This window comes from Gordonia pseudamarae, from assembly GCF_025273675.1.
In the GTDB taxonomy this organism is placed as follows: Bacteria; Actinomycetota; Actinomycetes; order Mycobacteriales; family Mycobacteriaceae; genus Gordonia; species Gordonia pseudamarae.
On record NZ_CP045809.1, the window covers coordinates 239,592 to 252,850 of the forward strand.

General features: G+C 62.3%; 10 protein-coding genes and 1 pseudogene. 5 read left to right on the plus strand and 6 right to left on the minus strand.

What is annotated here, in order from left to right:
- The first annotated feature begins 86 nt into the window (after window positions 1-86).
- Genes GII31_RS00965 through GII31_RS00980 form a run of 4 tightly spaced genes read left to right on the plus strand, consistent with a single transcriptional unit; the run spans window position 87 to window position 7,120 of the window.
- Window positions 87-1,895, plus strand: a complete 1,809-nt coding sequence (locus tag GII31_RS00965) for a UvrD-helicase domain-containing protein (RefSeq protein WP_260840227.1) — start codon at window positions 87-89, stop codon at window positions 1,893-1,895.
- 1 nt (window position 1,896) lies between these two features.
- Window positions 1,897-5,079: a helicase C-terminal domain-containing protein gene (locus GII31_RS00970; protein WP_260840228.1), complete on the plus strand. Its 3,183-nt coding sequence runs from the start codon at window positions 1,897-1,899 to the stop codon at window positions 5,077-5,079.
- Window positions 5,076-6,845, plus strand: coding sequence for a DUF1998 domain-containing protein (gene drmB, locus GII31_RS00975; RefSeq protein WP_213245958.1), 1,770 nt, complete (start codon window positions 5,076-5,078; stop codon window positions 6,843-6,845). Before GII31_RS00970 ends, drmB begins: the two co-directional genes overlap by 4 nt.
- Window positions 6,846-6,880: 35 nt before the next feature.
- The gene (locus tag GII31_RS00980; RefSeq protein WP_213245960.1) at window positions 6,881-7,120 is read left to right on the plus strand and encodes a hypothetical protein; all 240 of its coding nucleotides are present in this window, start codon (window positions 6,881-6,883) and stop codon (window positions 7,118-7,120) included.
- 41 nt (window positions 7,121-7,161) lie between these two features.
- Here GII31_RS00980 and GII31_RS22550 read toward each other — a convergent pair whose 3' ends face one another.
- Window positions 7,162-7,317, minus strand: coding sequence for an integrase core domain-containing protein (locus GII31_RS22550; RefSeq protein ID WP_353735612.1), 156 nt, complete (start codon window positions 7,315-7,317; stop codon window positions 7,162-7,164).
- Here GII31_RS22550 and GII31_RS00985 point away from each other — a divergent pair.
- On the plus strand, window positions 7,252-7,557 hold the full coding sequence (locus tag GII31_RS00985; protein WP_213250924.1) for an integrase catalytic domain-containing protein: 306 nt from the start codon (window positions 7,252-7,254) through the stop codon (window positions 7,555-7,557). The two genes, GII31_RS22550 and GII31_RS00985, sit on opposite strands and share 66 nt — an antisense overlap.
- Before the next feature lie 241 nt (window positions 7,558-7,798).
- Here GII31_RS00985 and GII31_RS00990 read toward each other — a convergent pair.
- From GII31_RS00990 to GII31_RS01010, 5 genes and pseudogenes are all read right to left on the minus strand, one after another.
- A pseudogene (locus GII31_RS00990) lies at window positions 7,799-8,898 on the minus strand (IS3 family transposase); the annotation flags it as partial.
- Between the two features lie 147 nt (window positions 8,899-9,045).
- Window positions 9,046-9,882, minus strand: a complete 837-nt coding sequence (gene istB, locus GII31_RS00995; RefSeq protein ID WP_213245964.1) for an IS21-like element helper ATPase IstB — start codon at window positions 9,880-9,882, stop codon at window positions 9,046-9,048.
- On the minus strand, window positions 9,879-11,222 hold the full coding sequence (locus tag GII31_RS01000; protein WP_260840229.1) for a Mu transposase domain-containing protein: 1,344 nt from the start codon (window positions 11,220-11,222) through the stop codon (window positions 9,879-9,881). The genes istB and GII31_RS01000 overlap by 4 nt, the downstream gene beginning before the upstream one ends.
- 219 nt (window positions 11,223-11,441) lie before the next feature.
- The gene (locus GII31_RS01005; RefSeq protein WP_213245968.1) at window positions 11,442-11,822 is read right to left on the minus strand and encodes an IS3 family transposase; all 381 of its coding nucleotides are present in this window, start codon (window positions 11,820-11,822) and stop codon (window positions 11,442-11,444) included.
- 50 nt (window positions 11,823-11,872) lie between these two features.
- Window positions 11,873-13,123 (minus strand): IS256 family transposase, encoded by a 1,251-nt coding sequence (locus GII31_RS01010; RefSeq protein ID WP_213245285.1) that lies wholly within the window; start codon window positions 13,121-13,123, stop codon window positions 11,873-11,875.
- Window positions 13,124-13,259 lie beyond the last annotated feature (136 nt).

Consider the following 13,259-nt stretch of genomic DNA (forward strand, 5'->3'; position numbering starts at 1 on the left):
GACGTAACTGACGCGGCGGGCGCACTCGTGGTAGCTACCGCGTGAGTACTCGAACATGGTTGGCGGAACGTGGATGGGAAGGTTCGGTGCGGGCGCTGAACGACGGATCGACGCCGGATCTCGATGATTCGCAGAGACGAGTGGCCGAGGCGGACGCGGAGGCCCGCCTTGTGGTGATAGCGGGTGCCGGCCAGGGCAAGACCGAAGTGGTCGCGGCGAGATTGCAGCACCTTATGTCGGAGGAAGGCCTGTCTGGGTCGACCGCAATTCTGGTGCTCAGCTTTTCGCGGGCTGCTGTACATGCGATACGGACACGGATGCTCGATCGGGATCTGGCCGAGGTCAACGTGCGGACGTTCGACTCCTTTGCCGCGGAGATCCTGCTCGAACTCTCGGACAACGAGCCCTCCGGGTCGTTCACCGAACGAATCAGGGAGGCCACTCGCCTCATTCACGAGGCCAAAGAGACCCCGGACGGGATCGTTGATCTTGAACACGTGATCATCGACGAGGTTCAGGATCTGGTAGGCGATCGCGCAGAATTTGTCCTCGCGATTCTGGATCGTCTCGATGATGAGGCCGGACTGACGGTGTTGGGGGATCCACTGCAAGGTGTGTACGACTTCGTTCTCAAGGAGTCGACGAGCAAGCTGGCGTTCGACGATTTCTACTCACAGCTGAGTACCAAATATGGCACCGAGCGTGTCTCTCTCGACACGAATTACCGTGCGCAGGGGTACGACTGCAGACGGATTGTCGCGCTTGCCGACGATCTGCGCGCTCTCGATGCCGAGAGCGCGCTGGCGAAGCTCACCGAGTTCGAAAACTCGTTGGAGCACCTGGACAACATCCAGGAATGGGATTTCGTCGAGCTGTATTCGGGGCGGTCGGCTATCCTGTGCAGAAGCAACGCCGAAGTCTTACGGGTCTCGCGGGCACTGATGGAACAGGGAATCGTGCATTCGGTTCGGTGCCAGGCCCAATCATTTGGAGCCGCGAGGTGGATCGCGTCTGCGCTGTCCGATACTCGGGGCCCCATTGTTCCGCAGACCTATATTGAAGCAGCAGTCGCGTCGATGGCCGGCGACATCGACGCGGTAGATGCGTGGAATCAGCTCAAAGTCGCCGAGGGACCGTCGCGAAATTCCGGTCAGATCAATCTGGATCGGATCCGCAAGAGGGTCCGATCGACTGCGGTTCCCTTACAGTTGACCCAGGTCGACGGCGCCGATCTGATCGTGTCTACGGTACATCGAGCCAAGGGGCTCGAGTTTGACAACGTGTTTATAGTCGACGGCGGTTATACGCCTGCGCATGAGGATAGTTTGGCAAAGCTTCGGCGAAAGTATGTGGCGCTCAGTCGCGCACGCGACAACATTGCGATTGTGAAACCAAAGTGGGGTGGGACGACCATTGTCGACTACCGGTGGATGCCGGGGCGGTTGCAGGAACGTTGCGGACGTGCGGGTAGGTCCCGCGCCGTTGCTCTGGAGATCGACGGCGACGACGTATACACGTCGCGGCCCACATCCGCAGGGGGGTCCGATGCTACTGCGATACAAGATGCGCTCCGGCGAGCTTCATTGGGGACTCCCGTCGAAGCCGAACTCGACCGAAAGCGAGCAGAATTCGAGTCTCCGATCTACACCTTGACGTGTGACGACAAGCCGATCGGCCGCACGACAGAGGAATTCGGCAGGGACTTCGCGAAGACCTTCAACCTGAGGGACGGCAAGTGGCCTGTGGAGCTTGGTGGTGTACTGCTGGTGTCTGTTGAGACGACCGCGGGCGATCCGGCGTTCACAGAGCAGGAAGGAATCGGCGTAGGGGGGTTCTGGCTGGTGCCACGTGTGGCCGGCCTGGCCAAACCGTCGTGGGATGTGATGGAGAAGTGATATGAGCAAAGCGGCCCTGGAGGAGAAGTACCGGTTTCGGGAGCAACTGGTCGATGCGTTGGCCGCCGACCTCGTCGGTCCGGGAGGCGGTGTGGACGAGGTCATCTCAGAACCGCCGCTCAACCGCTACATTGTCGGTGCACTGTGGCCTAGGCCGGCGGACGTGAACATGGCGATATCGACTGCACAGCAAAGGGCGTCGGAACCGGAAGGGGCTGAGTCCGACACTGAATCCGACGAGGGCAGTCCGGTGGCCCAGGCGCGGATGCGGTTCCCGTCATCGATGGGTATGACATTCTCGGTCCGTGGCTCGGTGAGCGAGATCGTCATAACCCCAACCGCCGGCCGCTATGAGCAGCAAATGAACGGCGACAAGCCGGCCGATGAGTGGAAGAGGATCCCGCTCGAAGCAGATCCGATTCACCAGAACATCGAGACCCCGGGAAAGTTCGAACACCAGCTCGGCAACGAACTGGAAGTCTACTGCCTTGTTCGACGTAAGCGCGAGGGCGCTGTTGCCGTGACGGTTGCTCTCAAGAACAGGGCGATCGCTGTGAAAGGGGAGCTCAGGGATTCAAAGGCCTGGTTTCAGGCTGGACTCGCGGTCACAACCGACGGTCCGTGCATCGCGGACCGTACGGCACCTCGACGGGCCCTCTATGATCCCGACCTGGCGAGCGCGGCGCTGATGTATCGGAATGCACACACCTTTGCCATCGGCCATGGGTGCGCTGTGCAGTGGGACCTGAGCGCGGCTCAACATCGAGCCATCGACCGTGTGGAGACCACGTTCATTCCTTCGCATGAGGTGCACCGTGCCAAGCCAGGAGAGCTCGATGATGTCGACCTTCGCATGGTCACACTAGCTGAAGCCGACAAAGCGACGGTTGTGGCCAACCTGCGAGACCTCACCTACGGTTACCACGCGTGGATCCAGAAGGTCGAAGGTGACATCGAATCTGGGACAGCGGACGTAGTCACCGAGCTGCGGGCCGTTGCGCGACACCATATCGAGGAAATGGAGCAGGCAGCCAACCGGATCGATGCGGGAATCCAGCTGCTGGAGAACGATGACGATGCGTTCCGGGCATTCCAGCTCGCGAACCGGGCCATGCAAATGCAGCGTTCGAGGCAGGATTGGATCCGAGCCGGCCACAAGCCGGGAGAACTGTCCGATGGTTCGGAATCAAAGTGGCGCCCTTTCCAAATCGCCTATTTACTGTTGAACCTCCCCGGCATCACCGATCCGGAGCATGAGGACCGCGATGTCGCGGATCTGCTCTGGTTCCCCACCGGTGGTGGCAAGACCGAGGCATACCTCGGTCTGGTCGCCTACGTAATCCTACTGCGTCGGGTTCGTGACCGCGGTGCGTTCGGAGTGGCCGTGCTGATGCGGTACACATTGCGGCTGCTGACAATTCAACAGTTCGAGCGCGCATCGATGTTGATGTGCGCGCTGGAGACCATCCGAAAAGAGAACCGTGACCTGGGGGAGCGGAAGTTCTCGATCGGGCTGTGGGTCGGTTCGGGCGCTACTCCGAACAGTCTCAAGGATGCCAAGACCGCACTCCGCAAGCTCGGGAACGGGGAGATACTGGAACAGAACAATCCGGTGCAGCTAAAGCAGTGTCCGTGGTGCGGTGCCCCGATGGATCACGAAAACTATCAGGTTGTGCAACGTCCCAAGCCTGGTCTCAAAATCGCCTGTGGAACTGATGGTTGCGACTTCGGTGACCGACTGCCGGTGCACGTCGTCGACGATGATGTCTATGCGGCACGGCCGGAACTGTTACTGGGAACGGTCGACAAGTTCGCCATGATGGCGTGGAACGAGAACGTGGGCAGTCTATTCGCACGCGACGAAGGGCTGCCGCCGGAACTGATCATCCAGGACGAGCTCCACCTTATCTCAGGACCCTTGGGTTCGATCGTCGGCCTTTACGAGACCGCTGTCGACGCGGCCTGCACGGTGAGAGACCTCGGCGATGAGTCCGGTCGTTCACGCCCCAAGGTCATCGCGTCCACCGCTACCATTCGTCGTGCTTCGGAACAGATCTCGGCGGTATTCGCGCGAGGCGCTGCACTGTTCCCGCCCCCTGGAATCGATCCGGACACCTCGTTTTTCGCGGAGCCTTCTACGAGGGAGGAGTTCGGTACCAGGCGGTATGTCGGGGTAATGGCGTCCGGCACGTCCCATGCGACGCTGCTTATCAGGGTCTACAGCGCGTTGTTGCAGGCCGCCGCAGACATCGACGGCGATGATGTGACGCGCGATCCGTACTGGACGCTCTTGGGATACTTCAACAGCCTGCGGGTGCTGGGCAGCGCAAACCTACAGGTCGAAGGTGACGTGCGTGAGCAACTTGGAGTTGTTGCGGGCCGGTCCAAGACGACCACACGACCGGTGGAGCGGATCAGTGAGCTGACGAGCCGGGTGCCTTCGTCGGAGATCCCGGGCAACCTCAAGCAGCTTGAGAACCAACTCGGCGGGTCGGAGAGCCCCATCGACGTGGTGCTGGCCACTAACATGATCTCGGTGGGTGTCGACATCGACCGTCTGGGATTGATGGCCGTGATGGGCCAGCCGCAGGCAAGTGCGGAGTACATCCAGGCCACCAGCCGCGTGGGGCGTAAACACCCCGGGCTTGTGGTCACCATCTTCAACTCCGCACGTTCTCGGGACAGGTCGCACTACGAGAGCTTCCTACCGTTCCATCAGGCAATGTACCGGGCCGTTGAGGCCACCAGTGCAACGCCCTTCGCCGCGCGAGCGCGTGACCGGGCACTGCATGGTGTGTTGATTTCGATGGTCAGGATGCTCGTTCCAGGGATGATGGACAACTCGTCTGCCCATCTTGCCGGCGAGTACTGCGACGACCTGACGAAGATCGGGAGGCTCATCGAACAGCGTGTCGCCGCAGTGGGAGACGATGAGATGGACGCGACCGCAATGGAACTCGGCAAACTTCTCGACGTCTGGTCAACAGCAGGCGATCAACGTCCGAACATGAAGTACAGCAACACGAACATGGACTCATCCCTGATGGTGCGTCCCGCGGTCGCGCTGGTCAACGACGATATCGCCTACTCCCAGGATGATGTTCCTTGGCCGACGTTGCAGAGCATGAGAGATGTTGACGCGGAAAGCAATCTGTACCAAGTCCCGGCTGGAGGGAAGAAGTGAGCGCGGTCGAGGCAACGGCACGTCGCAGCCAATTGGTGTCGACATACGGTGTAGGAGGACTTTTCCCGTCCGATTCATCGAGCTTCATGATCGTCGGGCTGGATGACTGGAACAAGGATCGCGCGCCGGTGGTCAGTGAACCTCGCCTGGCCAGGTCGCTCGGGGTGCTCGTGCTGAAATCGCCGCCGGCGAGTGAGGGCTCGTTCGTTCGGAGCAAGAAGTCCAAAGATGTTCCGGTGATCCGGTTCCCGCGTCAACAGGTTTGTCCGGTCTGCCGTCGCATCGGCACCCACAGAGATCTGGGACTTGATTGGAATGCGGCGCAGTGTAAATGCCAGCAGAAGAAGGACGGCGCATCGCTGTCACCGTTCCGTCTGGTCGCGGTCTGTCCTCGGGGACATATTGATGACTTTCCGGTCTTCGGATGGCTTCACGCGGGCCAGGAATACGCCCGCGACAGCGAACACCGCATGACGATGAAGGCGTTGGGACGCACCTCCTCACTCGATGACCTGGAGCTGAACTGTTCGTGCGGAGTGCGGTCCAGGACCCTTGATAAGGCGACAGATGCGGCGTCGCTGAAGAACATCAAGTCGTGTTCGGGTCGGCGGCCCTGGTTGCGGGATGCCGAGCCAGAGGAGTGCCGTGAGGTACTCAGCGTGGTCCAGCGAGGTGCCTCGAACGTCTGGTTCCCGTCAGTGCGGTCGACGATCTCAATTCCCCCTTACTCGGAGAAGATCGCCAAATTGGTCGACAAGCATTGGGTGATTCTGTCGAGTCTTCCCAGTGACGCGTTGCGTGGGGCGGCAGAGAGAATTGCCAAAGCAGCGTCGAAAGTCACGACCGACGACATATTGTCCGAGGTAACACGTCGCCACGACGAAGAGAGCGGCGAATCGGTCAACGAAGAGGAGTTGCGGCGTCAGGAGTTCCGGGCGCTCATGGAGGGTCGCGACCCATCGCTGGGCGACGGGGACTTCGTGTGCGAAGTAACGGTGAGCGGGAGTGACTTCGACGTCGACGTACCTGAAATCTTCACTGACTTGCGCAAAGTGACACGACTTCGTGAGGTTCGGGCACTCCGTGGCTTCACGCGGCTGAAGGGTGACGAGGGTGCGGATGAGCTGTGCCAGCTGTCGATGTGTGTGACCGATTGGTTGCCTGCGATTGAGGTCATCGGCGAGGGCATCTTCCTGGGCATGGATCGGGGAGCACTCGATGATTGGGCTGCAGAGCCGTTTGCCCAGAAGCGCTTGGCGATGCTCCAGGCGTCGGCTGACTATCAGGCCGCCGAATTCGGCAGACCGGCCAAACCGGTCGACATCGTGAAGGTGGCTTTGCATACCTTCGCCCACGTCCTCATCGACCAGCTGTCGCTGGACGCCGGCTACCCGGCGTCGTCGCTGCGGGAACGGCTGTATGTGGACCCGGAAATGGCCGGGATCCTGATCTATACCGCGAGCAGTGATTCAGCGGGCAGCCTCGGCGGTGTCGCATCGCAGGCCGACCCGGATCGCTTTGCCGCCGCTGTCCGGGAGGGGCTCAAGCGACTCTCGTGGTGTTCGTCGGATCCGGTGTGCATCGAGACCGAGGCATCCGGCACCGACGCCATGAATCTGGCCGCCTGCCACGCGTGCGTGCTGGCTCCGGAGACCTCGTGCGAACTGAACAACACGCTGCTGGACCGTGCGTTGCTGTTTGGAACCCACGATCCGGATGAGGAGGACGCCGGCATCTTCAGTACATTTGTACAAGACCTGGACTGACCGGGGGCTCCGGGCGGGCGGCCGATGAGGAGAGTGTGCGGGTCATCGTCCGTGACGAGGAGTGGATCGTTCGTTTGGTGAGGTCGGCGGGGTTCGACGGTACGCGGGTGGAGGTGGCCAGGGTCAGCGAACTGGTGCGTGACCAGGACTCGGCGTTCTTCGATCATCCCGAACTCGACACCATCGAACGCCTCGACTCGCGGGACGAGCGGCTCGTCGCCGATGCCTCGACAGGCTCTGGTTGGAGTCGGTTCGGCGTGGCGGGTCCCCGATAGCCGGTCCAGGCAGTCCTAGAGCCAGTTCCTTGTTGTGATCGTCAGTCGATCTCGCAGCCCACGGGGTGATGCCGGTGGGCGCATCCGGCAGCGTACTCGGCCGGGGTCTGGTAGCCCAGCGCTGAGTGGCGATGGCGGTGGTTGTGGTCGTCTTTGAAGTCTTCGATGACTACACGGGCCTCGTGATTGCTGAACATCGTGGACCGCTCGATCACCTCCGAGTGCCTGATCGAGGAGTTGGAGAAAACATTCGCGATCTGGGGTGGCCACCGATGGTGCTGCGTATGGATAACGGCCCTGAATTCATCTCAGAAGCCCTACAAGCGTTCTGCGCAGGGGCGGTGGGGATCTCCTACATCCCGCCCGGCACACCGTGGAACCGCCCGGCACACCGTGGAACAACGGGTTCATCGAGTCGTTCAACAACCGCTTCGTGATGAGTGTTTGAACCGCAACTGCTGGCCCACACTGCTCGAGTGACGAGGCTCAAGAAAGTTCCCCAGGTGTGCTCACTGAAATTCCCCACCTTGTGGGCGGCTCCTACTGTAGCGACCTTCGGGTGGGGGATGATCCATCCCGGTGTTTCTGGAGAGCTCAGATCGTGAGTGCCTCCTCCGGATTGAGGGTGGCGATCCGATCGTAGTGGAGTCGCTCGGCGTGGTCGGGGGTGAGGTCGTGGCAGTAGCTGTGCGGCCGTTGCCGGTTGTAGAACGCAACCCATTCGGCGGTGGCCAACGATAGTTCGGCGACGCCGTGGAAGCGGGGCTGGTTGTCGACGAGTTCGTTCTTGTAGTCGGCGTTGACCGATTCGGCCAACGCGTTGTCGTAGCTGTCCCCGATGCTGCCGATCGATGCGGCGATCCCCGCTGCAGCCAGCCTCTGCCCGAATGCCAGAGCGGTGTACTGCGACCCCGCATCGCTGTGATGGATCAAATTATCGAATATCGTTGTTCCACAACGCCATCAATTGTCGATCGCGTTGTTAATAGCGGTAGTGACCAACTCGGAAGTCATCTCCGAGGCAACTTTCCAGCCGACGATCTTGCGGGCGAATACGTCGGTGACGAACGCGGTGTACGCCCAGCCGCCGACGGTGCGGCAGTAGGTGAAGTCGGCTACCCACAGCCGGTTGGGCGCGGCCGCGTAGAAGTGGCGGTCGACCAGGTCGGCCGGCCGGTGATGGTCGGGGTTGGAGACCGTGGTGCGCGGAGACTTCTTCTTCGACGCCCCCCGCCACCCCATCTCACCCATGACACGCTCGACGGTGCAGCGCGCCACATCAATTCCGTTGCTTCGCAACATAATCCGTGTCTTCCGCGATCCCAGGACGCTCGTCAACGGGTGCTGCTGGCGCATGGTGTAGATCGCGTCAATGACGCGGGCATCAGCACGCATGCGCGCCGATGCGACGCGGCCCCGATGTTCGTAGTAGGTGGATGGGGCGATGGCCATACCGTGCTCGGTGAGCACCCGACACATCGAATCGACTCCCCAGATAAGACCATCGGCGCCCACCCGGTTTCCCTGATGAGCGCCGATGAACTCCACAATCAGCGATGTGCCCGGTCGATCTCGGCCGCGAAGAAAGCCGATGCCGCCTTCAAAATGCCGTTGGCTCGCTTGAGTTCGGCGACCTCCTTCCGGAGCCGACGAACCTCCTCCGCCGTTTCGACTGAGGCGTCGCCCGAGGACGCCGAGGCGGCGCCGGGGGCCTTACGCACCCACTGACGCACCGTTTCGGCCGCGCCCACACCAAGCAGGTCCGCGGTCTTCTTCATCGCCGCCCACTCCGTCGAACCCTGACCCACCAACTCCGCCACCATCGACACCGCGTCGCGCTTCAACTCCGCCGAGTAATGCTTCGTACCTGCTGCCATGAGATCCATCTTCCCTTGAGACGAACCCTCCGGAAATCCCGGGACGGATCAGGCGGTGGCGGTGCGCTGGTTTTGGGTGCGGGCGTGGTGGTCGCGTAGCCGGTAGGAGTCGCCGTCGAGTTTGAGCACGACTGAGCGGTGCAGCAGGCGGTCGAGCATGGCTGCGGCGACGGTGGTGTCGCCGAGTACCTCGCCCCATTCGGCGACGGACCGGTTGGTGGTGATCACGACCGATGTTTTCAGATAGCGTTGTGCCACAACCTGAAACGGTGCTGATGCGGCTTCGGCCGGCAGCGGCAGGTAGCCGAGCTCGTCAATCACCAGAAGAGTGGGTCCAGCGAAGAATCGCATGCAGGTGGACCAGCGGCCCTCGATGGCCGCTTTGTGACACCGTGCGGCCAGATCGGCCGCGGTGGTGACGTAGGTGCGATACCCGGCGTGTACCGCGGCATGCGCGAGCCCGACCGCGAGGTGGGTCTTGCCAGTGCCGGGCGGGCCGATGAGCAGCACATTCGTGGCCGACTCGAGGTAGGCGCAGGTCCCGAGTTCCCGGATCAGTGCCCGATCGACTCCGGGTGCGGCGTCGTAGTCGAAGCCGTCCAGGGTGGCCGGGGTGGGTAGGCAGGCAAATCGCAGCCGCCCGGCCAGTCGGCGGGCTTCTGTAGCGTCGACCTCGATCGAGAGGAGATGTTCGAGTGTGTGGGCCATCGACCACTCCTGTTCGCCGGCGGTTGCCAAGACCTGCGGCAGGGCTTCGGCCGCGGCGTCGAGTTTGAGGACGGCGAGATGTCCGCGTAGTTGCTGATAGACCGAGATCGCTGATTGTGACTGTGGCTGAACACTATTCGAAGAGTCCGGTCCGGTCTTGTTGGTGTGGGTGGTCATGGGAGGTGGGTCCTGTTCTGTGCGGCGCGTTCGTAGACGCTCATGTCGATCACCGACGCCTGCGTGGCAACATCAACGTTGGTGGTGGATGTGTTGCGGCGCAGCGCGTCTGCTGCGTCACGGGCGGCCTGACCGGGTGGGATGCGTTCTTTGCGGCGATGTGGCCGCCGGCTGCTGGAGGCGCCGGCCTTGGCCAGGGTGTCGAGTGCGACGAGGTGCCCGTGATCACGCACCTGTGCTCCCGACCCCGCAGCAGCCAGTCGGTGACGGGCGATCACGATGCCCGAAACGGTGGCGATATCGATGTGCCCGTCGCCGAGGCGCTCACTCACACTGACCTCACTCATCGCCACCTCCGGCGGCACCGAGTACTGGTTGCCTCGCCACGCCACCAGCGCCTGACCAGACACCGTGCGCACTTCGGTGACCGTAGCCGGATACGGCGCAGCTGGCGGGGCGCTCGGCGGTTCGCGTTTGGCCACGGTGATCACACTCACCCGACCGTCAGAGGTGGGGCGCATCCGCACATCCGAGCGGGTGCGGCAGAACGTATCGCAGCTGGTTTGCGCTTGCTCGGCAGTGACCTCATCGGGCAGGGTTCGCCACCACCGTTGCGCGGCAGTGTGATTGGACTTCTCCACCACTCCCTTGCGGTTACCGCGACGCGGCGGGCACACCTGCACTGATACCCCGTAGTGTTTGGCGACGCCGGCGAACTCGGCGGTCAACGCACCGGTCGAGGGGTGGCACACCGTGGCCATCCGGTCAAAGCGCCACGACTTGGTGACCCCACCGAGTCGGCGGGTGATGCGGTCGATACCGGCGATCACCTGTGGTCGGGTCATATCCGGGGCCAGATAGCCTCGCCATTTGCCGGAATGCGCCAACGACCCGACGAGTAGATATGCTGTTGAACCCCAACCCCATTCGGCTGGCGGGTTCGGCAGCTCAACCCAATCCCATTGCGTCTCTTCACCTGGCTGGTGCTCGATGATCGCGTTTGCCCGTTCGGTGACCTGGGCACAGTCGGCACACCTCGGGCGCAGACCGCGCTGACGGATCTGGCGGGTCAGCGTCTGGTAGGACTGGGTGTAGCCGAGATTCTCGAGTTCGTCGCACAGCGTGCGCGACCACAGATGCGGATCCTCGCCAAGCCTGGCCGTCGCATAGGCCACGAACGGCTCGGTCTCCGGCTTCTTTCGTTCGCCCGGGGTGCGCTCACCGTTGAGATAGGCCCGGATCGTCTTGCGGTCGTGGCCGGTGTGACGGGCGATCGCCGAGATCGTCCACCCCCGTTTGTGCAGTACATGTACTTCCACATCGTTCTCCCATGTCAACATGAAAGCGGGCCTCCCGAGGTAGCTGGTGAGTGGTCAGAGACCATCAGCATCACGGGAGGCCCGCCTACTCTGGCGGAGCCACACGGGTGGGGAATCTAGATGAGCATCACTGGGGAATTTCGATGAGCGCCGTCACAGCAACGACACCCGGGTATGTTCGTCAACCATGGACGCGATCTTCACCTTCTTCCCATCGACGGTGGAATCGAACTGAAAGTCCTACGCCCACACCACCTTAGGTGCGTCCGCAGTGATGATCGGGACCGATGACTGGCCGGCACATTTGCGGCGCGGCGCGCGGCGGACTTGCAGTCCTTCCTCCTTCCACAGGCGGTGCACCTTCTTCTTGTTGATCTCGATGCCGTCGTCGAACCGCAGGTGTGCCCACGCCCGCCGGAACCCGTGCCGCGGGTTTTTGCGGGCATAGGTGCGCAACTGCTCGCGCAGTGCGGCGTCGGGATCGGCCGGCGTATGTGCTTGCGGCAGCCGACGATAGACGGATCGGGACAGCCCAACTACCCTGCACGCCATGCGTTCTGAAACGCTCTTGACCTCTTTGAGCATGTCGATGGCGGCACGTTTGGCAGTCGGGCTCACCATTGGTCAAGTCCCGCGTAGTGGTGTAGCTGATTGTGGTCCTTCGTAGGTGGTCAGACAGGTAGTTGGATCAGCGGGTCGGTGTTCACCTCCGGCGTGTGGTCGGTGTCGGTGACGGTCAGCCGGCAGCGGCTGAGCACTTCGAGGCCGAGGTAGCGGCGGCCTTCGGCCCATTCGTCGGTCTGCTCGGCGAGCACTGCGCCAATGAGACGGACGATGGCATCGCGGTTCGGGAAGATGCCTACGACGTCGGTGCGGCGCCGGATCTCGCGGTTGAGTCGTTCTGTGGGGTTGTTGGACCAGATCTGGCGCCACACGTCATCAGGAAACGCGGCGAATGCCAGCAGGTCTTCACGGGCGTCACCGAGGTGTTCGGCCACTTCGGGTAGGCGGTCTTCGGTGTATTCGAGCAGCCGGTCGAACTGGGCATTGACCGCACCAGCAGTGGGTTGGTCATAGACGCTGTGCAGCATGGCCTTGACCGCTGGCCACATCGACTTCGGACACACCGCCATCAGATTCGCCGCGTAATGGGTGCGGCAGCGTTGCCAGGCAGCTCCGGGCAGGTTCGCCGCGATCGCCTCGACCAACCCGGCATGGGCATCAGAAGTCACCAGGCGAACTCCGCCCAGGCCGCGGGCGACCAGGTCAGCGAAGAAGGTGTTCCACGAGGCTGTGGTCTCACTGGTGGCGACCTGCATGCCAAGCACCTCACGATGACCGTCACCATTGACTCCGGTAGCCAGCAGCACGACGGCTTTGACGACCTGCTTGTTCTCGCGGACCTTGATCGTCAACGCATCCGCGGTGACGAACGTGAACGGTCCCGCCTCGTCCAGTCGGCGATGACGGAACGCTGCAACCTGTTCGTCGAGGTCTTCGGCCATGCGCGAGACCTGCGACTTCGACAACGAATCGATGCCCAAAGTCTTGACCAGCTTGTCCATCCGGCGGGTCGAGACCCCGGCCAGGTAGCAGTCGGCCACGACGGTGATCAGCGCCGACTCGGCGCGCTTGCGGCGTTCGAGCAACCACTCGGGAAAATAGGTGCCAGAGCGCAGCTTCGGCACGGCGACGTCGATCGTGCCCACACGGGTATCGAGAGGCCGGTGCCGGTATCCGTTCCGGTGATTGATGCGGTCTTCGGACCGGCGGCCCCACTCGGCGCCGCACACAGCGTCGGCATCGGCGGAGAGCAGTGCGTTGATCATCGTCTGCAGCAGCTCACGCATCAGATCGGGCGAGGCCTCAGCCAGGGCTTGGCCAAGCAAGCCAGCAGGGTCGACAATGTGGGGTGCGGTCATCGTGATGACTCCGTTCGAGGATTCTGTGGAAGGTTGACTCGAAGGATCACACGGTGACCGCTTCCCTGCCCGACAGCTACACGCTGCCGGCCACGGTCCTGGTCACCGAGTTACACCACTCTATGGGGCACTACTC

What these genes read in the sequence shown, in the direction of transcription:
- GII31_RS00970 (WP_260840228.1), top strand. Translation starts at nt 1,897, where the DNA reads ATGAGCAAAGCGGCCCTGGAGGAGAAGTACCGGTTTCGGGAGCAACTG.
- GII31_RS00985 (WP_213250924.1), top strand. Translation starts at nt 7,252, where the DNA reads ATGGCGGTGGTTGTGGTCGTCTTTGAAGTCTTCGATGACTACACGGGC.
- GII31_RS22550 (WP_353735612.1), bottom strand. Translation starts at nt 7,317, where the DNA reads ATGTTCAGCAATCACGAGGCCCGTGTAGTCATCGAAGACTTCAAAGAC.
- istB (WP_213245964.1), bottom strand. Translation starts at nt 9,882, where the DNA reads ATGACCACCCACACCAACAAGACCGGACCGGACTCTTCGAATAGTGTT.
- GII31_RS01000 (WP_260840229.1), bottom strand. Translation starts at nt 11,222, where the DNA reads ATGTTGACATGGGAGAACGATGTGGAAGTACATGTACTGCACAAACGG.
- GII31_RS01005 (WP_213245968.1), bottom strand. Translation starts at nt 11,822, where the DNA reads ATGGTGAGCCCGACTGCCAAACGTGCCGCCATCGACATGCTCAAAGAG.
- GII31_RS01010 (WP_213245285.1), bottom strand. Translation starts at nt 13,123, where the DNA reads ATGACCGCACCCCACATTGTCGACCCTGCTGGCTTGCTTGGCCAAGCC.